Origin of the sequence: Paenibacillus lupini (assembly GCF_011761355.1) — a bacterium.
Taxonomy (GTDB): Bacteria; Bacillota; Bacilli; order Paenibacillales; family Paenibacillaceae; genus Pristimantibacillus; species Pristimantibacillus lupini.
Genome location: NZ_JAASRW010000002.1, coordinates 438,515 through 460,227, shown reverse-complemented (window position 1 = coordinate 460,227; position 21,713 = coordinate 438,515). Strand labels below are relative to the sequence as shown.

General features: G+C 52.2%; 14 protein-coding genes and 1 pseudogene. 1 reads left to right on the top strand and 14 read right to left on the bottom strand.

Annotated features, from left to right (window positions below; all coding sequences use genetic code 11):
- Nucleotides 1-32: 32 nt before the first annotated feature.
- A complete protein-coding gene (locus FHS17_RS07595; protein WP_167277502.1) occupies nucleotides 33-2,924 on the bottom strand; it encodes a glycosyl hydrolase 115 family protein in 2,892 nt (963 codons plus the stop codon).
- Between the two features lie 395 nt (nucleotides 2,925-3,319).
- On the opposite strand from FHS17_RS07595, the gene FHS17_RS07590 reads away from it, so the two are divergent.
- Complete coding sequence (locus FHS17_RS07590) at nucleotides 3,320-4,156, top strand: helix-turn-helix domain-containing protein (RefSeq protein ID WP_167277500.1); 837 nt, start codon at nucleotides 3,320-3,322, stop codon at nucleotides 4,154-4,156.
- Nucleotides 4,157-4,900: 744 nt separating this feature from the next.
- Here FHS17_RS07590 and FHS17_RS31210 read toward each other — a convergent pair.
- From FHS17_RS31210 to FHS17_RS07530, 13 genes and pseudogenes are all read right to left on the bottom strand, one after another.
- Nucleotides 4,901-5,106: pseudogene (locus FHS17_RS31210) on the bottom strand (IS110 family RNA-guided transposase); the annotation flags it as partial.
- A 275-nt stretch (nucleotides 5,107-5,381) separates the two neighbouring features.
- Nucleotides 5,382-6,353 (bottom strand): glycoside hydrolase family 113, encoded by a 972-nt coding sequence (locus tag FHS17_RS07585; RefSeq protein WP_208420258.1) that lies wholly within the window; start codon nucleotides 6,351-6,353, stop codon nucleotides 5,382-5,384.
- Nucleotides 6,354-6,421: 68 nt separating this feature from the next.
- Nucleotides 6,422-7,399, bottom strand: a complete 978-nt coding sequence (locus FHS17_RS07580) for a phytanoyl-CoA dioxygenase family protein (RefSeq protein WP_167277499.1) — start codon at nucleotides 7,397-7,399, stop codon at nucleotides 6,422-6,424.
- Between the two features lie 96 nt (nucleotides 7,400-7,495).
- Nucleotides 7,496-8,530: a glycosyl hydrolase gene (locus FHS17_RS07575; protein ID WP_167277498.1), complete on the bottom strand. Its 1,035-nt coding sequence runs from the start codon at nucleotides 8,528-8,530 to the stop codon at nucleotides 7,496-7,498.
- Between the two features lie 35 nt (nucleotides 8,531-8,565).
- Complete coding sequence (locus FHS17_RS07570; RefSeq protein WP_167277479.1) at nucleotides 8,566-9,561, bottom strand: carbohydrate ABC transporter permease; 996 nt, start codon at nucleotides 9,559-9,561, stop codon at nucleotides 8,566-8,568.
- 22 nt (nucleotides 9,562-9,583) lie between these two features.
- Entirely contained in the window at nucleotides 9,584-10,483 is a 900-nt protein-coding gene (locus tag FHS17_RS07565) for an ABC transporter permease subunit (RefSeq protein WP_167278182.1), read from the bottom strand.
- Nucleotides 10,483-13,050 (bottom strand): DUF5696 domain-containing protein, encoded by a 2,568-nt coding sequence (locus tag FHS17_RS07560; RefSeq protein ID WP_167277477.1) that lies wholly within the window; start codon nucleotides 13,048-13,050, stop codon nucleotides 10,483-10,485. Before FHS17_RS07560 ends, FHS17_RS07565 begins: the two co-directional genes overlap by 1 nt.
- 14 nt (nucleotides 13,051-13,064) lie before the next feature.
- Nucleotides 13,065-13,685 carry a YIP1 family protein gene (locus FHS17_RS07555; RefSeq protein ID WP_167277474.1) on the bottom strand — a complete coding sequence of 207 codons (621 nt, stop codon included), beginning with the start codon at nucleotides 13,683-13,685 and terminating at the stop codon, nucleotides 13,065-13,067.
- Nucleotides 13,675-15,012, bottom strand: coding sequence for an NHL repeat-containing protein (locus tag FHS17_RS07550; RefSeq protein ID WP_341805788.1), 1,338 nt, complete (start codon nucleotides 15,010-15,012; stop codon nucleotides 13,675-13,677). Before FHS17_RS07550 ends, FHS17_RS07555 begins: the two co-directional genes overlap by 11 nt.
- Before the next feature lie 131 nt (nucleotides 15,013-15,143).
- Nucleotides 15,144-16,010 (bottom strand): carbohydrate ABC transporter permease, encoded by an 867-nt coding sequence (locus FHS17_RS07545; protein ID WP_167277470.1) that lies wholly within the window; start codon nucleotides 16,008-16,010, stop codon nucleotides 15,144-15,146.
- Nucleotides 16,011-16,014: 4 nt separating this feature from the next.
- Nucleotides 16,015-16,887 (bottom strand): carbohydrate ABC transporter permease, encoded by an 873-nt coding sequence (locus FHS17_RS07540; RefSeq protein ID WP_415639862.1) that lies wholly within the window; start codon nucleotides 16,885-16,887, stop codon nucleotides 16,015-16,017.
- Between the two features lie 111 nt (nucleotides 16,888-16,998).
- Nucleotides 16,999-19,935, bottom strand: coding sequence for an extracellular solute-binding protein (locus tag FHS17_RS07535; RefSeq protein ID WP_243865235.1), 2,937 nt, complete (start codon nucleotides 19,933-19,935; stop codon nucleotides 16,999-17,001).
- Between the two features lie 348 nt (nucleotides 19,936-20,283).
- Entirely contained in the window at nucleotides 20,284-21,651 is a 1,368-nt protein-coding gene (locus FHS17_RS07530) for an ABC transporter substrate-binding protein (RefSeq protein ID WP_167277466.1), read from the bottom strand.
- Between the last annotated feature and the right edge of the window lie 62 nt (nucleotides 21,652-21,713).

Here is a 21,713-nt window from a genome sequence, read left to right as displayed (position 1 = left end):
TTAAAATTACTATTTTGCCTTATATACCTATGCTATTCACATATTGCTCTTGTTAATCCCGCCACCCTGTTTCTTGGCTCGTCGTCTCCGGCTATATTGTTGGGACTCTCTATAGGTCCGAGCAGCGAATCGCCCACGGCTCCTTGTTCCGTCTCTATGACGATACGACTAAATACGATAGAAGCGTCGGAACGATATATCACGAGATCGTGCCAGCCCGGTGTTTGAACGGTAAGACTGAACTCTAGCGACTCGACCATCCGCATAATATTTTCTTCCCATCTTCTCCCACCCCAAGAGGACTGACCATCTAGTTGCGCCCTGGACGGCAGGACTTCGTCCAGACCGATCGCCGTGCGGCAGCTGCGCGGAATTCCGTAATCATCAAAGCCTTCATTCAGCGTAGGGATTCGGTAAAAGGTCCCTTTGAACATCCCTGTGCTGGAAAAATAAATGCGGTATCTCAATTGCGCTGTTTTGGCGAATTCATTATCGACGCGCTCCGCGGTGTCCGGAAATGCTTTCATGGTATCGCCGCGCGATCCATTGGACTTGATTGGTCGCCATTCGCTGCCGTCCTTGCCTTTGCGGTTCTCGGAATAGTGTTCCGCCTCTAAGGCAATATAGCCGTTGGCCTCGATGAAGGACGGGCCGTCAAAAGTAACTTCCGAAACGGTTGCCGTCACGACAAAGGTCGCAATAGGCTCTCCGGCTTTTTTCCCATTATTTGCGTTGAACACCTGAATCAAGCCTGATGCCGAGATACTGAGATTGGACCAGTCGATTGTAACCTTTACACGTTCTTCGGCAGTCGTACTTCCGGCGCTTGCAGACAGAACGATCCACCTCTCCGCTTCGGCGACCCATTCCGCCTTATCCTTGCCTCTTGAGAAGACATCGAAGTAATGCACATCCTTCAATCGCGAATGGAAGCGCAACGTGCCGACGCCCGCAGTTTTCTGTCCTTCAGCCGCCGCGCCTGCCCCCCACGCCGGACTAGATACGTTAGAGTAGCGGTCATCGCCCAAAAGTACAATGCCTTCATTAACTCCACCATAATACGTAATAGGATGGCTGTATCCGATGGCTTTGCGCCATTTTCCATCGCTCAATTCCCAGAACTTGTCCTGCGCCGCTTGAATCCGGGTGCGTCCCTTTCGGGAAAGCTCCGCATAAATCTTAGCGCTTGTGTATCTTCCCTGAGCCGCGGCAAGCCGGTTCTTCCAATAGTATACGTACTCCTCCGCAACGCCGAGATACGAAGTCACATGATGCAACAGTTGCTGATACAAAGCAGCTTGATGCTGCTCATCCAGCTTGTCATAGATCGTGGTCAAGGTTTCCAACATCCAGTTGCACTGTTCCACAAGCAACTGACCTTCATCTCCGTCTCCCGTAACACTAAAGGGAAATGCTAGCTCCTCCCGAAAACCAGTCGTATGAACGCTAGAAGGGTTTTCTGTCCCAAAAAACTCTGGACGTTTCGTGCCGCATAACCGGAAATATTGATCCATAACCTTTGCCACTGTAGTCGCATCAGCCTCAGACAAATGATAGTTCCGCATAGCATAGCTTTTCAAAAACTCAGATTCCAGCTTCTTGTCATCCTGGCCAGTAACATCCCACGAGAGCTTAGTGAAACATTCTAGGACTATCTCGCCAGGCTTTATATCTCCTACATTAAGAATCCAGTAGGTGCCCGCTCCAGTGTCATAGGCACGGCGGAACTGCTCGACCATCAGAGAGAGCTGGATGGAATTGAGCCAAAGGTAGCTCTTGGGACTGCCCCAGTATGAGCTATGGTAATAGATACCGCTACCTGCGAAACGGCTGCGTTCCTCCGAGTTTGGAACCTGGCGTAAATAACCATAATTGTCCTCCGCCCACATCAACATGATGTCGTCTGGAAGGAAGGCTTTCAGACCTTCATTATACAAATTGCCCATTTCTTTATATGGAATGAAAACCTGAGGTGCCGCATCAGCGCGGCCATACACCTCTTCGATGAGTTTGCGTTGCTCTTGAATGACATCGGCCATTATGGCAATCTCTGTTCCAAAGGTTTCGGAAAGATTTTTGTATGCATATTTTCCGTCATGAACGCCACGGATGCCGAGCGCAAGGATGCTCTCAAACTCTCGGTTGGCCGATAAGCGTTCTTTCCAATAGGCCAGTATGGCCTCCTTATTGAGAGTATAATCGAATGCTTCCTTGTAGTTGTCGCCGCTCCAGTCATAATCGTTCCTATGTGCTTCATACCAGGGCTCCCACTCATCAACATTGTTGCGCAGTAGCATCTCGCAATGGGACGCCGACATGATCACGCCGTATTCAGCCGCTTCCTTAGCGTTTACTGGAAAGCCGTTCTCGTCCGTAACCTTGTTAAAAGCTGTTGTTCCCTCATGCATCGCTGGCCACAGTACATTGCATTTCAACCTAAGCAGTAGCTCAAAGACGTGTCGGTAAAAATTCACATTTGGCGTGCCATTCTCTGTCACAAATTTTTCCTTCGCCCAGTCGATGGTGCGTTCTTCGTCGTTTATAAAGATACCGCGATACTTTACATCGGGCCCTTCCTCCACAATCGGCTCGCCAACCAAAACATTCAGAACAATGTGCTCCTGCACAAGCACAGGCACATCGCTGTACCAGTACCATGGGGACACACCGAGCCACTCGGATAGCGTATAGATGCCGAAGATGGTACCACGCGCATCGCTTCCAGCAATAACTAGCGCACGTTCGATGCCCTCGAACGGATGGTCCACCGCTGCAATGAGGTACGCTTCCCACTTACCCTCAATTTGTCTAGCTTCCTCCAGCTTGCCGTCCGCCATCAGTTGTCGGATGATCGGACTGTCCGAGATCGACCCTATGATCACGGCAGTCTCTATCCGTTTACCGCCTTCCACGGTATGAATCAAGGTGGGGACCTTACTCTGGTCCGCCGTGGCCAAACGAACCGCCTGACTATGTGGGTCATCGACCATTTGTTGCTGCACGGTGCCTGCCTTGATTGCCCCAGTAACGATGGCGATGTCTTGGCGCAAATCCCCAACCGCCCGGACGATTTGTCTATAGCTGCGACTGCTATACGGATTCCCAAAATAACCTTCATCCAGCAAGATGGGTGCCGTTTCTTTACCGTCATATAGCACAACAGGAACTGGCAAATATTTGTCCATCAAATAAAATCTCCTTTATGTATGTCATATATCTATCAGTTTACAGATCATTTCTTGCAAATTCATTGCACATCACGCATAATTTATTGCATAAAATGATCTTTACAAGATAAGGTACACAGGAGGAGGAAAGTGTGAAGGACTATTTGTATGACCCGCTACCCGAAGATCTGCTGACTCTGCATAAGAGCGGCAGGAATTTTTCGAGTGTTTTTCATCGGCATGACGGTTATGAGATCTACCTATTCTTGCACGGCAATGTCAATTTCTATTTTGAACAATTTTGTTACAAGCTGAAGAAAGGAGATCTGATCTTCATACGGCCGGATGAATTTCACCGAGCGGTCTGCCTGGACTCCTCGCTCTATGAACGAATAGTCATCAATATTAAGCAATCGTATATCGAACGATTGTCGACACCACAGAGCGATCTACACCGTTGTTTTGAGGGAACACTGAATATGCGAACACATATTATTTCGCTGAATGAGCCAACCATGAGCGAACTGACCAGGCTGGTCCATAAACTCCAGGAAGTTGTCGATTCAAAAAAGTATGGAGACGATCTTCTGGTAGACGTATATCTTTCACAAATCTTAATCATGATCAACATCGCCTTTCAGAGTGAGAAAGCCGAAGGCCCGCTCAATATTATGCCGAAGCTACTGGTAGATATCACCCAGCTGATTGAAGCCCACTTATCGGATACCGTCACCCTTCAGCTCCTCTCCGCAAAATTGTTCTTAAATGGAACCTATATCAGCAGAAAATTCAAAGAATACACTGGACTGACCCTACAGCAATATCTGGTCGACAAAAGAATAGCCCTTGCCAAACAGCATTTAACCGAGGGCAAAAGTGTGACTGAAACCTGTTACCTTTCTGGATTCAAGAATTACTCAAATTTTATACGTACCTTTACTAAACAAACCGGAATTTCTCCAGGAAGGTATAGATCCATTCAAATGTAACCCAAGATAAAAGCCGCGGAGTCGATTCCGCGGCTAATTTTTCACCCTATGGTTAATTGATCTGTTCCATTTCTTCGTCTACAAATATCCTGGTCAAGCCCCCTATTAATGAACAGTAAGGAAAAAACCTGCATTGCAAACTGTCCGGATCCCGGCCATTTATCATTCACTATACTGACTATTGAGACTGAAACACCTAAAATTGTTTTTTCTTCTTTTACTGGCGCTTATCCTATTTCAGCAAGCAGATGAGCAACCCCTTGTCCAGACCACGATGGAGCTGTAGACAGACTACTGTTGATGGGAATACGTATCAGTTTCATTTGTACCTTACCTGTAATACTGGGCTCAGATTCCTTTCTTCATCGGTTTATTTATTCTCTATTATTGCCTGCGGCTGATTGACGCAGGCTTTTTGTTTGCCTCCTGTCCTTGCAACCGCGAACAAATACTGTCCACTGTAACATGAAATGTTATCAATTCAGCACTTTAAAATGGCTTTTTGTATGTACAAAATGTCACCTACCGCATTAATTTATATTATTTCTGTATCGTGGATTGACAGAAATGTATATTGGTTAAAGTTCGCACACGAACCTCTGTTGTGATCTAAACACCAAAATTCCGTTGAGGTAAGTTGGTACTGTATCCCATCCCATCCAAATCGGCACACAAGACGTTCGTTCTGGCAGCTTGTTTATCGATATTTTTCAAAATGTTACCCCTTTGGGGCCTCATTTGAGCAACCACATCGTGAGGCTGTAATTCCCCCAGTTCTTCGGTGTCGGGAAAAGACGGAGTGCAGCCAATGAACCCTTACACATAAGGCCTTTAAAGACTTGTCGCAGTTCTGGGAACACCACGTCAACCCAACGATGGATTTGATTCTTCGCACCTACGAGTCACGTTACGACTGAGTCCCGATTTGAGAGAAACACTCGAAGTTCCTCTAGACCCGTTGCGTACTCCCATCGTACAGAGGCGCTTGTTTTTTGCAAAGCTGTTAATTAACGCTCTACAGGAATGCTATCGTTCTCCGTTAGAGCTTAATAACTCGGATATTTTTAGGCTACGGCTTGAATGCTACGATTTTTGTGTCGTTTCGATACAATGAACTCACTTTTGTGTCACCTAACTCCCACAAGAAAGTTCATACAAAAAATGCTTACCATTGCATTCCAATGGCAAGCATTTAATCATGGATATAAATCGGTGGGATGCCGCATTACCGGACAGTATACCACTCCGTTAAAATTTGGCCTGCGCGCTTGCCGTACACGTCGAACCCGCGGTTCGTCTTTGCTTCCGACAGCGGGTACAGCTTCACGCTCCAATCCCACCAGAAGAATCCGCCGAACCACGGCTGATCCCAGAATACCTGGATAACGGAACTGTAAAAGTTCGCCTGCTCCTCTTCGGAAAACGGCAAGTCCTTGTGCAAGTAATCCCATGGCATCGTGGCGCAGCCATGCGCGCTGCGACAACCGATCTCCATAAATACGACCGGCTTGTTAAACTTCCGGTGCAGCCGTTCCATCTTGTCGCGAATCGGCAGCCATTTGGCGATCATATTCTCTTCCGTATCACCTGGCACACTGCCGACCGGGTAATAAGCGCTTGTGCCAATGACATCTACCTGGTCGAACCACGTCACGCCGTCTTCACTGCCGTGGTTGGCGTTATAGATTAATGGCCCCGAGTAAACCTCTCTCACGCGGGCAATCGTCTGCTTCCATCTAGCCGTCTGCGACTCGGTTTTGACCATCTCGCACCCGACGCAGAACATTTCACAGCCCAAATCCTCCGCAAGCTCCGCATAATGAACCAGAAAATTCGTATACGATTCGAACCAGCGGTCCCAGTAAGAGGGACTGCCATTGTCCTCCTCCGGAAATCCGATATGCGCCCGCCAGAGGCCATCCCGCGAATTGACGACGGGCTTAAGGCAAATTTTCAGCCCGCTCCGTCTAGCTTCGCGCACGGCAGCTTCAATGTCGCGATCGGTTACGGTAAAGCCGTAATCAAACGGGATTTGCGTCGAATGTACCGTGTCCTGCCAGGTCCAGAAAGAGAGCGCAATCCATTCGCTTCCGGTTTCTTTCAGCTTGCGCATGGAGTCCGCTGCTTCTTCCGTCCGGTAGTCGCCGCGCTTTGCGCTCCATCCCCATGTCATTCCCTTGATGAACAATCGTTCCATGCCGTCCCTCGTTTCGGTTTATTACTAAAACTCGCTCCCGCCATTAAAGCATTCGATATCCCCGTACTCTACTGGCGACCAAGCGCCTTGCGAATGCTGATCTCAAGCGGCGAATAATTCGCCTCGTTCTCCCTTTGCAAGTTCAGCCTCTCAGTTAACGGCGTCGTGCGGTTGCACATAAACCGAGGAACGCCAATCAGGTTCTGGGAGGACGAATGGTACAAGAATGGATGACAGAGAATCGCGTCGCCAGGCCCGCCAGTCGTCTCGAGCACGCGCAGCGTAGCGCCGCCCGCATCGATATAGTCATTGTTCATGAACTTGTCGAGCCGGGCTTTGGCGATTTCCTCGGCCGATTTTGCATCCGGTGCCCCGGCGTACTGGTTGGCATAGATATCGCCGGCCTCACTGTCCTTCCCCCTGTCCGCGCCAGTCAGTTCGCGCAGATAGGGATGCTCGCGATTCAACTTCCCAATCGCTTCCCCGAGTTCCAATCCCTCCGGGTGACCTTCCAGGAATCGGGCGACAACCTTGTGCGAGCCCTCCACGATAAACGTACCGCCGCCCTGATGCGTGATATCGGAGAACAGACATAAGCATAATAACCCTTGCTCCGGGCTGTCGACGAAATGTTTGAAGTGGATCCCGTCCCAATGCCAGCCGTTGATCGGAACCGTCCAGGGCTGGTCGGCGTTCAGGGAGAAATTGACGGGCCACCATCCGAACCCACCAAGCCGCTCCGTCTCTCCGTACACAGTGCGGTTCGCCCAGCGTCCATGACCGATCAGATCCTCGATGGCATCGCCGAGCCGCTTCGTGTTGCAGCGGGCAAAGGCCGGCGTCAGGTAATTTTCGTTGATCTGGACCAAGGGCTCCGTCCATGTTGCACGGTCGTCCTTACGCACGCCGCTTCGCTTCTCCACCTCTGTCCACAAAAAATCCTGAGCCTCCAATGCGTCTTCACGGGCGAAAGCGCCCTCCAACTTTACCCAGCCTCTCTCAATGAAATGTTCAACCTGTTCTTCCGTCAGCACTTTATAGGTCATCGTTCATTTCCTCCCTTGCGCGTTGTATGTGGCGGTGAACCTTACTATTGCACTCGGACCATGCGCTCGAGGCGATTGCCTGCAAACGCTATGTTTTTATCCTTCAATTGGAAAAGCGGTTAAATCGGGTAATTCATCCATTGTCAACGTGAACGGGTGCCCGTAATACTTCAGCAGCATCTCCCGCTCAGTATATTGCTCGCCAACGCCCCATCCCCCGTTTGCACTTTTAACGCATACAAAGCCGCCGTACCAGGTACAGTTCCACAGCCATGGCGCACCATCGCCTATCATCTTGTCAGGATCCGGCAGCGGCCCGTTCTCAGAGAGGGCAATCATTTTGTTTGCCGTGGTATAACCAAGCGCTTGGCGAAATCTCTCCACGCTCGAGATGTACGTCCGCTCCGGCGGATAGATGTCCTCTCCGATAATGTCGACATACTCATCGCCGGGATACCAATCGCGATGCTGACCGTTCCACACCCAGATCAGGTTGTTAAGCCCGTGCAGATTCGTCAGCCTATCGTACATCATCTTCCACAGCTTTACGCAAGGCTGAGGACCTTTCGCTCCCCACCAGAACCAGCCGCCGGAAGCTTCGTGCAGCGGCCGCCATAACACGGGGATCCCAACGCTTTGAAGGATCTTCAACTGGATGGCAATGGCGTCGATATCGCGCATCAACAAGTCAAAGTCTTCGGATGACTCGTCGTTCATGGCTCCCGCGATATCGAACGTCGTTGCACTCGTATAGAAGCCCCGGTGCCATCCGTTGTCCGGCGCCTCATCGATCAGATCTTTAGGCGCATTCCAGTGCCAGCAGAACGTTACGATTCCCCCGCGTCTCCACCAGTCGATCGCCAGCGGCGTATCGGTTGGCACGGCACCTCGTTCAACGCGGGACGGCGAATCGTTCATGAAGTCGAAACCGCCGACCGCCGGGTATTTGCCGGTTGCCTGAACAATAACGTCCATCTCGGGCGTCGAGACGACGCCGTACTGCTGTCCGGTCAGCGTCCGTTTGCCGTATATGCTGCACAGATAGGCCATCAACCGTATGGCGTTATCGCTTGCCGCCGGATGGATAAGTTTTGGCTCGACCGCCAATCTTCCTTGCAAATGCTCCTTCATTGCCGGGTTCTCCCTTCCGTATTGGATTCTTGCTGTTAACCGACGACGCCGGTGCGCTCAACGCTCTCTACGAAATTGCGTTGGACGAACAGGTACAAGATAATGAGCGGTGCGATGGCCAGCAGAATGCCGGTATCGACGATCATCGATACATGGTTCGGATCTGCACGAGCCTCTGTTCCCTCGATACCAAGCAGACGAGGAAGGAATTGATTAACGTCTGCCGGGAACGATGCGATCTTGACCGCCATAAGGTTGCTATCACTCATGAACAGCGACGTGTAGAACGTGTCGTTATACTGCCAGACGAACGAGAACAGCAGGACCGTAATGATCGGCGGAATCGCATTCGGCAGCATGATTGTGAAGAACGTGCGCAAACCGCCGGCTCCGTCGATGAGAGCCGATTCCTCGATTTCCTTCGGCAGTCCCCTGAAGAACTGCCGGAAGATATAGATGAACAGACCTGCCTTGAGGCCGATGGCGAGCCCCGAGGTGATTAACGAAGGCCAATACGTGTTCAGTAGATTGACGCCGTCCTTGCCCGTAAACAGCTTAACGAGACCAAGTACGTCAAACTCCCGGAAATGCAGGTACATCGGTACCATAAGCGTGCTGGACGGAATCAGGATCGTCATAATGACGAGAGCAAACAACACATTGCTGCCCGGAAAGGTGAACCGCGCGAAGCCGTAACCCGCGAGCGCACAAGAGGCGGTGGCAAGCAGCGTCGTCGAAATGACGAACAGCATCGTGTTCTGAATAAGCGGCCAGTAGTCCAGAACGTTCATCGCCAGCCGAATGTTCTCCATCGTATAGTTGACGGGAATCATATAGATCGTTGGATCATAAATATCTAGCGGATCTTTGAACGCGACCGAGATTTGCTTCAAGACCGGCAGCAGGATGACAAACGATATACCAAGGATCAGAATGTAGCGAAATATTGACCACAGCACCTCGCTGCCTTTGTTTCGCGCACGCTGGTACCGCAATAGGACCGCTTCGTTTTCCGGTATTTTGGCCGACATTGTCTTTCCTCCTCTCCGAGGATCAGTTATAGTAGAACACCTTTTTGGAAATAACGAAGCCAACCACCACCAGAATAATACTGACAACGATCGTATACATCCAAGCCATCGCTGCGCTGAGTCCGAAGTTCTGGGAAGTGAACGCCGTTTCATAGATATACTGCGTCACTTGGCTATCGGCGAATGAGTCGATAATCGTATAGATGACGTTCGTCAGAATGAGCGGACTGACCATGGGAAACGTAATTTTCCAGAACGACTCGTACGCGGTCGCGCCCTCCATTTTCGCGACTTCATACATCGTGGAAGGAACCGATTGCAAAGCGGCTAGAAAAATGAGAATCTGAACGCCGGAGCTGCGGATAATCTCATAGATCCGGTTGACGGCCGTCACGATATATTCAATGAACCCTAGCGGAATACCGCTGTTGCCGAGAATACTAACCAGAATCATCGGGTCGAAACCATTCTGCTGTTCACCAAGCTCCTGCGCGATCTGGGAGCTGCCGGTTAGCTGGATCAAGCCGGCCGATTGCGCCTCCTCGATCGCACCGGAAGCGAGAATAACGGGCAGGAAGAAGATCGCCCGCGCCAGCGCCCTGCCCTTGAACTTCGAATTCAGGAGCGTTGCCGCAAAAAGGCTGAAGAAAAGGATCATTGGTACGTTGTAGACCATCTCGGTTACGGACTCCGTCAAGATCCGGTTAAAGTTTGGATCGATCCGGATTGCATGATGATAATTGTCTAGACCGATAAAGCTCAGATCATAGCCGTTAGGCGCCACTTTCAATTCACTGAAGCTGAATTGGATGGACTGAAGGAACGGCGACAGGAACAGGAAAAGGAATCCGAGCAGCCACGGCAGGATAAAGAGGATCCCGAGAAGCGACCGCTTCTGTGACAGTGTGAAACTTCTCTTGATCAATTGACCTCACTCCTTACCGCAAAATTCTCCGCTTCGATCGTCATGCCGCCCACTGTCACCGGTTTGTCGGTATAATTGACGTACACTGCGGCGCCATTGCCATAGCGAACCTCGACGACCCCTTCCTGATGAACGATTCGATCCGATATCGGCTGCGTTCGCAGTCCGCCAAGCGCCTCATTCGCCTTTGCGTACATATTCGCGGCATCCTCGATCCAGCTTGTGTATTCGGTAGAGAAATACAAGTCGTACGCCGTAAATTTCAGCTGGGAGGATGGCGCATCTGTCCACAGGAAGTGCGGCGCCGCGCCGTATTCGACCGAACGAAGCAGTTGGTGCTGGAGGTCCTGCTCATCGTCCAGATTGAGCGGCGAGCCCGCATAGTCGATATAGCCGTGAATGACCATTTGGTAGAAAGGCACGGTTTCATCGACAATGTTGAAGCCGCTGTCTCCCATCGGCACGTTAACAAGCTTATCGGCATACGGAAGCGCGTAGGCATTCCCGCCGGTCAGCAGCAAATGCGGGAACTCCTTCTCCAGCTTGCCGAGCTGCTCCGTCACGATGTTCTTGGCCGTGTCGCGGAAAATGACGCGGTCTGCACGGTAGTCCGCATGGAGCAAATCCCCGAGATCGCGCAGCGAGACGGAATCGATCTTATAGTCATCGTAACCGGCCATGAATTGGTCGACGAAGTATGGAAGCTTGGCAGGCGACAGCAGCCAATAGGTGCCAAGATCGTAATCCATTGTATTAAGCGCGCGGTTGTACGGCGTCCGAGCTGCCTGCTCACGGGTAATGAACCTGGCCGCGTCAGAGGCAGGCCTGAACGCGAAGCTGTCGCGCAGCACATGCTGGAAAGCCGTGTCCGGATACAGCATGCCGCCTGCCGCTTCCAGCTTATCAGCCAACTGGCGCAGTTCCGAACCGCTGCCTAGCTTCCCTTCCATATCGACGCTTGCTGGAACGGAATGCTTCATCCCGCCGTTAAACCAGCCGAGATATCGCATTTGAACGTTGGAAACGCCTTTTTCCCTCAGCGCATCCGCAATTTTGCCTGCCTGATCCACCGTTGTCATCGGCACAAGCCCTTTGTAAGGCACACCCAGGAAGGATTTGCGCTTGTCGATCGCGCCAAGCACATCCACGAAGAACGGCAGGCCCTCCCCGGCTTCGATCGGCTTCAGAAGGCCTTCCGCAGCAAGCCGCTCGCGGTAGATCTCGGCCATGCCTGCATAGGAAGCATCCGAACCGTCAAGGAAGTTGTACCGGACCTGAATGTCGCCGGTATAACGCGCTTCGGACAAGAGCTGGATTTCGTCAACCTCATTGCCCTTATACAGCTCCAGCTCGTCCTCGCCGCGAAGCGCGAAGCTGGCGTGGATATGGTTGAACGAATTTTGCCGTCCGCCGATGTCTGCCGTCACATTCGCAATCGATTCGCCCCGCTCGATTTGCGCGAACCAAGCATTGTCGCCGGATTTGAGGCCGAATACCGGCAGGCGGGCACTCTCCGATACCTGACCGCGCCGGCCGCTGTTGTCGTTGTAATCGTCGCCGTAAATGCGCTGCGCGTAAACTTCGGCGTTCGATTTTCCGTTGTTCAAATAAATGAGACCGCCGGATCCGTCGGGTACCAGCATATAGCCTTGCTCATCCGTCCCCGCAGCGCCGAAGAAGTTCAACAGCTCGAGGTTTCGGATTTTGAAACCTTTGCTTTCCGCAATTTGCCCTGCAGGCACATTCACGAGGAAGCTATCTCCGTCGAGACGGTATTCGAGGACGACCGTAAAATTGGGCTTTTCCTCGCCCCCGGCCCCGATTCCGTTCTCTTCATTGTCGAATGCGAGGTCTTCCTCGGTATAACCCGCTTTGGCAAAAGCGTCCAGAACGCGCTGCAGCACGAGCGGACGTTCAACCGCCGTATCCAGCCGCTCCAGGACGTCCGGTTTCGTTTCCGACGGAAGATACGCACGGTTGATGGTAATCTTCGTCTGGTCGTCCAGCTGGCTGAGCACCTTCTCTTCCATCCGCTGCTTGCTGATATACTTCGGCAGCGCATCGATGCCAAGCGACATGTCTCCGATCGTGTACGTCAGGCGAAGCCCATTCTCGATCATCTCGGCCTTGAACTGCTTATTCGCGATCGAATGCGCATAGTTGGTAAACGTATTGAGCGTCCCAATGCGGTCGCGGTAATTGACGGTCACCTGAGAGGAGAGTAATTCTTTCTCGACAGGGGACGCTTTCGCGTCTTCGTTTCGCGCCTCGGGATTAGTCCGCCATACTTTCCCGCTCTTTTTGTCCACCACGGCAAGCTCGGTCGTTTCTTCGTGAAAATACATGGCCAGGGCATCCGTCTCCGCCACAAGCTTCATGCCAGGAACGGCGCTGCCAGTCAGAAACTTGGGCTCGGAGGCCGCAGACGGCTGAGACCCCGTCCCCGCATAAGCGGAAACACTGACGGCCGGCGCTCCTTTCGTCAGCATGACGTAGAGCAGAGCACCGATCCCGACTACCGCGATACTTGCCAGCACCGCATAAATTTTTTTTCTATTGCTCACTGGTGCTGCCCCCTTTACGTACGGAAAATGAGTTCGCGGTAGATATCATAGATGAAATACCAGATCTGGGCTCCCAGGCTGAGCGCAAGAGTCCCCAGAAAGACGACGATCCCCATGGCGATAACAGTCAGAACCATAGTGATGACCGTCTTCGAGGCCGTATACTGGTGCACGGTCATAATGCCGGCGAACAACAAATAAAGGAACCAGATCCCGGCGAAGCTGTTCAGCAAATAATAGAAGGCGGTTTCCTCCTGCACCATGATCCGGCTGATGAACGTCAGGGGTAGGTTGATCAGAATCAGCGGAAGCATCGCATAGCCTGTCGCCATGACGATTTCCTTGAATTTTCCTTCGCCTTCCATCAAGGTGGTAATGGACCAGTTCGCGAAGCAGAACAGGAGAAACGGCAGCAGGGTGTAAATGATGTCGTTCAGACTGTTCAAGTATCGCGGATCGTTGAAGTTGACGAGAAAACCCGAAAACTGCCGCTGCAAAATTAACGTCAGGATGAAAATCGCGAGGATCGTCAGCGCGACCCTGATCTTGCCCTTCTGTTCATACTTCATATCCCAGAACCCGTCGAACGGGTGGACGATGACATGGAGGGGAAACTTCACGAAATCATGCTTCACGTGTCTCACTCCTTCTCACCCTGACTTTCCTTACGATCCGATAAGCAACGAAAGCGGCGATAAGTACCATCAAGGTCGTCATAAAATGACCGAACTGCTCCTGCATCACTTCGCGGCGATATCGTTTGAAGGCCGTCGAATAATACTTGCGGTCCATGCCGAGCTTAAAATATTCCATCGCTTCCTTGTTCTTCTTCTGCATGAGCAGCGAGCGCCCAATACCCCGGTAGGCGATATCAAAGTTCGAGTTCATGCGGAGCACTTCCCGCCAAATGTCGACGGAACGGTCGGTATTGCCATTGTAATGCTCGGTCGTCGCCGCGCTTACCAATTTGCCGAACCGTGTTGGCGCAAACACGACGATATTATTTTTGCCCCGGTCGAGCACGACAAGCTTATCCGCAACCCGTTCGACCGCGACCGGCGTATTGAAGACGCCAAGCTGCGTCCCTCTTCCGCCGAAGGCGTACAGCAGTTCTCCCTCGTCGTTGTACGTGAACAGACGGGCGCGAAGCGAATCAAGCGCGACATACATGCCGCCCCCGAGCACCTTGATGTCCACAAGCTTGGACGGGCCCGAGTTGTTGCCCAGAATCCGGTAACGGATATCGCCTCGCGGCGGAAAATGGCCGAATCGTTTCAGTACATCCTGTCCGGAAGGGTTCAGCCGTTTGATCGTTTCGGTTGAATTGATATCTACGGTCGTCGCATACACGAAGCCTTTGCGGTCGATATCGACGCTCGCGAATTCCGTCGGAATGAACAGCTGCATCTGTGCTTGCTGCGCATCGGTCGCAAGGGCCCGCCACAGCCGGTCCGCCGGACTCACGGTCACCTTGATCGTGCCGACGTAGCCGATAAATTTGCCATTCTCGTCAAACTGCATGATGCCTTCATACATCCCGCGACTGACGACGAAAACCCTGCCCGCCCTGTCCGCGGTCACTTTAAGCGGGACGAATTTGAAGTCGGGCGGCAAAATTTCCGATTGGGGATTATCTACGACTCGAATCAGCTGGCCATCGCTTGTCAGAACGACGACTCTTCCCTTATCCGTGTCGGCGACGTAAATTTCCTTTTTCTCCGATACGAAAATCCCCGACGGATTGGCGAACTTATTCTCCTGCCCATCCATCTCAAAGCCATCGATGGTCCGGAGCACCTGCCACTGGTTATCGAGGACGATGACCCGCGCGTTACCGCTGTCCAGAATGTAGATGAATCCGTCTTCCGTGACAAAAATGTCGTTTGGTTGATTAAAGCTGCCGACGCCAAGACTTTGACCCGAGACAGCTTTCTCCGGCACATATGGCGCAGGCAGCGGCACCGATTCTTCATAAAAGTTGTAAGTATAGGCTTCATACGGAGTGGCGGCAGAAGCGGCCGGAGCCGCTGCGGCGAGCATCGAGATGATCGCCGCAAGCACGAGCGCTTTGGTTAATTTCACGGACGATCCCCCTAATCTTTCATGCCGGATGTCGCCATCGTCTCGATAATGCGGCTCTGCGAGAAAACGAACAGCGTAATCGGCACACTCATTAAAATCAACGCAACGGCTGCACCGACGCCAGCACGGGCAATACCGCCTTGGATTATTTGTCCCGAAGCATAATGAAGCGTTTTCAATTGCTCGCTGTAGATGAATCCATTGCCGTCCGTCCCCCACAGCAGCTGAAACAACAGGATGACCAGCGTAAGCCATGCCGGCTTGACGTTGGGCATGACGACTTGCCAGAAGATGCGGTACTCGCTTGCGCCGTCGATTTTGGCCGCTTCGAGCAGCGAGTCCGGCATTTGCTCCATGAATTGCTTCATTAAATAGAGGCCGAGCGGATAGGCGAATGCCGGTACAATGACCGCCCAATAAGTATCAATGAGGCCAAGCCAGGACATGATCATATAATTCGGAATCGACGTCACGGCGCCGGTGAACATGAGCGACAGCACGACCGTCTGGAACGTAACCGCTTTGCCGGGGAACACATGCTTCGCAAGCGGAAAAGCAGCAGCCGAAGCCAATATGACGTGCCCGAATACGCCCATCCCGGTAATGAAGAACGTATTAAAAATATACCTTGAGAACGGCACCCACGATTGGCCGAGCAGCGTCATGAGATCAACGAAGTTCGTAAGCGTAGGGTTTCGCACGAACAGGGTCGGCGGAAACATGAAAATTTCGTCAAGCGGCTTGAAGGCCGCGTTGATTGCATACACGAGCGGAAGCGCCATGAAAGCGCCGACAATCGCCAGCAGTATAAATAAGGAGATACTCCCCATAAAGGAACGGTTGACGCGCTTATTGCGTCTCGAAAGGATCGTATTCATTCGATTAGTCCCCTACCTTCCTGAGAAGTCGTTGAATGATCAGGTTCGTGCCAAGCATAATCACGAACAGCACGGTCGCGATCGCGGAGGCATAACCCATCTCGAAGCGGATCGTACCGAAGTCGATCAAGTGCGTTACGATCGTCTGCGCGGCATAGTTGACGCTTGGAAATCCGGCCAGGTTAATCGATACATCTGCGACGGCGAGCGATGTTGTCAACTGGATGACTGCGCCGAACATCAGCTGGGGCTTCATCGACGGCAGCGTAATGTACCACAGCTCCTGCCAGCGGTTTTTGACCCCGTCCACCGCTCCGGCTTCGTAAAGCGTCCTATCGACCGTCTGCAAACCGGCAATGAAGGCAAGAAAACCGGTCCCGAGCGACAGCCAGAGCTGCACGAGGATAAGGATGGGCAAAATGTATTGTTCGGTCTTCAGCCACTGTATCGGCTCCAAGATGAACCCAAGCTTGATGAGAAGCCCGTTGGCGATGCCGTAACGATCACCGGAAAAGATGATTTGCCAGATGAAGTACACGTTTCCGGAGATGGATGGCGCATAGAAGATAAGCGTCATGACCGCGCGGAGCTTCGGTCCCAGCTCATTGATAATCCACGCAAAGACAAAGCAGGCGATGTAGCTGACAGGCCCGGTGATGGCCGCGAAGAGGAGCGTGTTCTTGATTGCCGTCAAGAACACGTCATCTTCCAGAAACAGCCTCGAATAGTTCTGCCAGCCGATAAAGCGCGGGAATTCAAGCAGGTTAAAATACGAAAAGCTGATAATGATGGACATGATGACGGGCAGAATCGTAAAGGCCGCGAACAAAAGCATATACGGCGCCATCAGAATATAAGAATGCTTCCTTTTTTTGATCTCGCGCGTCCGGGCGGCCCACCATGTGTGGGAACGTGCCGGTTTGCCGCTTCCCGCCGGCTTCTGCTTTGTATGCTCAATCGTGATATTGGACACGGTCAGTTCCCCCTTTTACTCCGGCAGGCCGAATTCTTTGCGTTTGGCTTTGATTTCATCCTGAATGAACTGCACGTAATCGACAATCGCTTCACGCGGTTCCGTATTGGCGTTGACCACGGTTTTATAAAAGGCATTAAGCAGGTGGCGTCCCGTAAAATACCCGCCCGGAACTTCCGGTATGCCTTTGACGTATTCAAACTGCGCCTTCAGGTTCTCGTACTCGGCAACCGGCCAAGGCAAGCTGTCCAGCGACTCGATGTTAGCGGTCGGGTAACGGGCCGATGCGCCGAGCAGGCCTTCCATCTCGCGCCCGAATTGCGTCTGCGTATCAGCGGATGTCCACCATTTCATGAATTCCCATGCGGCCTCCTTGTCCGCAGCGCCCTGAAGCATGATCGTGCCGCTGCCTGCGCTTGGGACGGACCGGTCGATGGCGCCATCCGCCTTCTTCGTCCCGGGTACCGGCACGAAGCCCCACATGCCGCGAATTTCCGGCGCAAAGACGGTGAGAAGATTGTAGGTCGTATAATCGGCAATGCCGATCGGCATCTGCCCGTTACGGAACCGGTTCGCAAAGTCGAATTCGCGTTCAAGCTTATAATCCGTGTAGAACTCCGTCCACATCTTGAACGTCTCGATGCCGGTACGGGAATCCAGATCCGATTCCTTGCCGTCGTTGCGATAGAATTGGCCGCCATTTTGCATGAGCAAGGCAGCGTAGATCGAATTCGGCGGCAAGTTCTCTCCCGGGTAGGTCGGATTCAGCACGAGCGGCAAACCAAACTCCATATGATTCTTGTTCAGGATCGCCAGCAAATTGGAGACATCCTCCCACGTTTGCGGGATTGCAAGTCCCAGTTCATTCATGACATCCTTGCGGTAGAACAACATATTGAACGTCTGCGTCTCTGGCAGGGCGTACACACCCTTCTCGTACGTATAAGGCACGAGAGCGCTTGGACGGAACCGGTCTGATACGGTTTCAAAGTCGCTGAATTGCGTCAAATCCGCGGCTGCGCTCCGCATCGCGTAGTTCACCGGGATATCGTTGCCGATTTGCATCGCGACGTCAGGTCCTTGACCGGCTAGCGTCGCGGGCAGAAGCGTCTGCATTTGCACCAGCTTCAGATTGACGTTAATCCCGGTCTTAGGCGTAAACGTCTCGTCGATCATCGCTTTCAAGGTGTTCGCCTGGTCGCGGCCGGACCCGATCCAGACCGTGACGGAACGCTGATCGTCGTCAGCGGCGACATTCCCGATTGAATTGTAATCGATTAAGAACGAATAACCGAAGGTGAGGATTTCATGCTTTAACTCCGAGAAGAATCCCATACCCGAACGCGGGAGTTTCTTCTCCGGGGATGCGACGTACATCTCGTCGATCTCGAGCGGCATTTCGCGGGTTCGCAGCAGCCACGTGCCCAGCCCTCCCGTATTCGTCTTAAAGGAGGCGAGACGGCGCGGAATCGTGTCCGGTTCGTCGATCATCTCGTCGAGCTGCGCATACATCGTCTTCAGCAGAGCCTCGGAGTCGCTGCTTCCGCCCGACAGGCGGCGAAGCTCCTTGCTCACGAATTTAAGCCGGTCTCTTTCCGTCTTGAATGTATCGAGCAGATCCGGAATCCTCACATGGACCCGATAGTCCCGGTATTGATCAGGCGCTGTGCCGGTGATCATCAATATTTTGCGGTATACGGTGTTCAGGTTGAACAAACTCTCTTCGATGGAACGAATAAGGGGTGCAAAATCACCGAGGTTATTCTCCAGCCGGATAACGTTCTTGCCCTTGTTCAGCTTGACGAGGTACGGTTCGTCGCCGCCCAAGACGTCAATGCGGTATCCGCTCTTGTATCGGAACGGCACGCGCTCCGCTTCGCTAAACGGAATGGCGCCGTTGACAAGCAATCTGCGCGTGGAATAAATGCCCCGTACGAAATTTTGCTGCGATTTGAAGCCCAGCTTGTAAAGTCCCGTCTCCGGAACCTCGACCTCCCATTCGATCCATTGGCCCGGGATGCGCCAGTTGTTGCCACCGATTGTATTGACGCGTACTTTTGAAGGGCTGTAAGGGTTAACGGCAGGGCTGGAACGTTCCGTTTGCGGATATAGCGTAGGCGACGATTTAAAAGCGGCGTCTTCTCCCTGAACCGTCACCAAGATATCTTGTGTTTTTTGGATTCCTGCTTGTTCGTAAGCAGCCAGCGTTTCTTGATAGGACGCCGGTACTTTGTACTGAAACAGCTTCAATTGGCGGATCACCATCGGCTCACGCTGCGATACGAGGGTAAGCTTATGGCTGCCGGCCGTCAAATAAAATTGGAAAGGCTGCTCGAAATAACCCTCATAATCCTTGAACAGCGTCTCCCGCCATTCGGGCTTCTCGGATTGGCGCGGCCGCAAATCGTTGCCACGATTGTCCTGCTGCACATCCTCGAATTCATTGGCCCAGATACGGTCGAACTGCAGATATGCCGTTTCTTCGAATGGCGCTTGGCCGTCGATCAGGAACGACCGTTCGATGCTCGAGCTTTTGCCTTCGATCGGATAATAGAGCATCGAGATGTGATACAGTCCCGTCTCCGGCACATCGACCACCCACTCGACCTGTCCCTTCTCACCGGTCTTCAGCGAGGGGCCGCTCTGACCTTCGTAGTTGTAGACCTTCTCGAAGCTGTCTCCCTCGATCGCGGCATAAGCGGCCGCCTCGATAACGACTTCGCGCTCCGGCCTTTCTGCGTCTTCATATTTCGCAGCATAAGCCGCATAACTCCCTTTGTCTTGAATCATGGAGAATAGCTGCTCGTCCGCGGACAATTGCTCCTGTGCGTCCTTTGTCTCATCGGTTAGGCTTTCTGCCGAGATTCGGTTTCCGGTCGTCAGCAAGCTCAGCGCCAAGACGGCGCTTAGTGCCGTCAAAGCTATTTTTTTGTGCCGTGATATCCCCTTCAATTTAAGCCCCCCTAATAAGCTCAGCGACGAGTAATGATATGACACAGGTAACCGCTTACATTTCAAAAAGATGGTATCACCGAACCTAACAATAGTCAACAAAACTTTCTAATGTTGTTATTGTTTTGTTAGTATAAAATCGAGGTTTTTCATACAATATTCAATCGAATATTGTCATAATTAATTAGGTTATGTGACTTTTCTGTCGGATTCGGTTGATTTTTTCTTCAAAATTGATTCATTCGAATTAGGGTTTGTTTGCTTGCCATGCCAAAACAAAAGGGATGCGCTACGTAACCCGCACACCCCTTCCCCTTATTTACCGTCTGCTGTGCGAACGGCTTGATCTTATTTTACTTTTTGAAGCGCTGCTTCAGCAGCCGCCTTATGCTTCTCGATTGTTGCGGAAACCGATTGGTTCTGAAGGATGATTTCGTCCATGACCGCGTAGATCGGGAAGTCCGGGATTCCTTCTTCGATTGCAAGACGGCCGGTGCCGTTTACGCTCTTGAGAGCGAGGTCGATGTCGGCTTGATTCTTAAAGCGTGATTCCAGCCAGTCCTGGCCCAAGTATTCTTCGGTCGGCGGCACGTCGAAGCTTTGCTCCCAGATCGAATAGACGGTTTGAGCATCCTTCACGCCTTTCAGCATAAACCAGCCGTTCTGAGCCGTATTCGCGTACGTATACTTGCTGTCGCTGTTAGGGCCGCTCGGGTTCGGTACGACACCAACCTCGAATGTGAGGTCCGCAACGTTCCAGTCGTAATTAATCGACATGAGGACGTCGCCGTCCTTGAACGTGTTCGTTTCGTTCCAATCCATCTTGTTGCCCGACTTGACTTTGACGATGTTCTCCACGTTGTACAGACGGTTAACGAATTCCAGCGTTTCGGCAAATTTCGGATCCGTCATGCCCATCGTAAGGTCTTCGTTCACGAACATCGCATTATTCGTTACGCCAAAGTGACGGGCGGCGTCAACCGGCCATCCGGCGTAGCCGAACGTGTCGTTCTTGCCGTCGTTATCCGTGTCGCGCGTCGCGGCTTTGGCGAGCTCAAGGAACTTATCCCAAGTCCACTGACCGGCGGCGAACAGCTCCTGAGGGTCTTCCAAACCAAGCTTCTTCACGAGATCGCGGTTGTAGTACGTGCCGACTACCGATACGCCCGGTGTCCCGAAGGCGTATTCTGTGCCCCCGAGTGCAGGCAGCTTCTGCATGAGCTTCTGTTCGTTGTTGATGTCGTCCGTAGCCGCCGTGAATTCGCTGACCGGAAGAATGAGCCCTTGCTTCACAAGCGGAATCGCCCGCTTAAGCTCCATGATCGCAATGTCCGCGAAAGGCTCGCCGGCCAGCGTTGATGTCGTAACCTTATCCATGTATTGTTCAAACGGCACATTGACGAATTCGAACTTGAAGTTGTACTGCTTCTCGAGCTCGGCCAGCTTATCGAGGCGCGCTTTCTCCCCCGCCGTGTTGCCCGCAGGCTTCTGGTCCCACCAAGCCGCAACTTTGATCGTTCGCCCGCCAAGATCGACAGCCGCTGGCGTTTCTTCCTTAGGCGGCTCCGTTTCTGCAGCTGGCTCATTCGTCGCCGCTCCGTTTCCTGCACTGTTCGTAGGTGTATTGGTACCCGTATTGTTGCCGCCACCACTGCAAGCAGTGATAACAAAGATCATTGCGATAAACAAGATTGAAAGCCCTTTCAATTTTTTCATTGTCAAGCCTCCCATTTTTAGTTATCGTGTTTCTTTTGGCACCGATTACAGCTTACACAGCT

Excerpts from the sequence above, each read along its gene's own strand:
- FHS17_RS07585 (WP_208420258.1), bottom strand. The coding sequence starts at position 6,353 with ATGGAACGATTGTTCATCAAGGGAATGACATGGGGATGGAGCGCAAAG.
- FHS17_RS07580 (WP_167277499.1), bottom strand. The coding sequence starts at position 7,399 with ATGACCTATAAAGTGCTGACGGAAGAACAGGTTGAACATTTCATTGAG.
- FHS17_RS07575 (WP_167277498.1), bottom strand. The coding sequence starts at position 8,530 with ATGAAGGAGCATTTGCAAGGAAGATTGGCGGTCGAGCCAAAACTTATC.
- FHS17_RS07570 (WP_167277479.1), bottom strand. The coding sequence starts at position 9,561 with ATGTCGGCCAAAATACCGGAAAACGAAGCGGTCCTATTGCGGTACCAG.
- FHS17_RS07545 (WP_167277470.1), bottom strand. The coding sequence starts at position 16,010 with ATGAATACGATCCTTTCGAGACGCAATAAGCGCGTCAACCGTTCCTTT.
- FHS17_RS07530 (WP_167277466.1), bottom strand. The coding sequence starts at position 21,651 with ATGAAAAAATTGAAAGGGCTTTCAATCTTGTTTATCGCAATGATCTTT.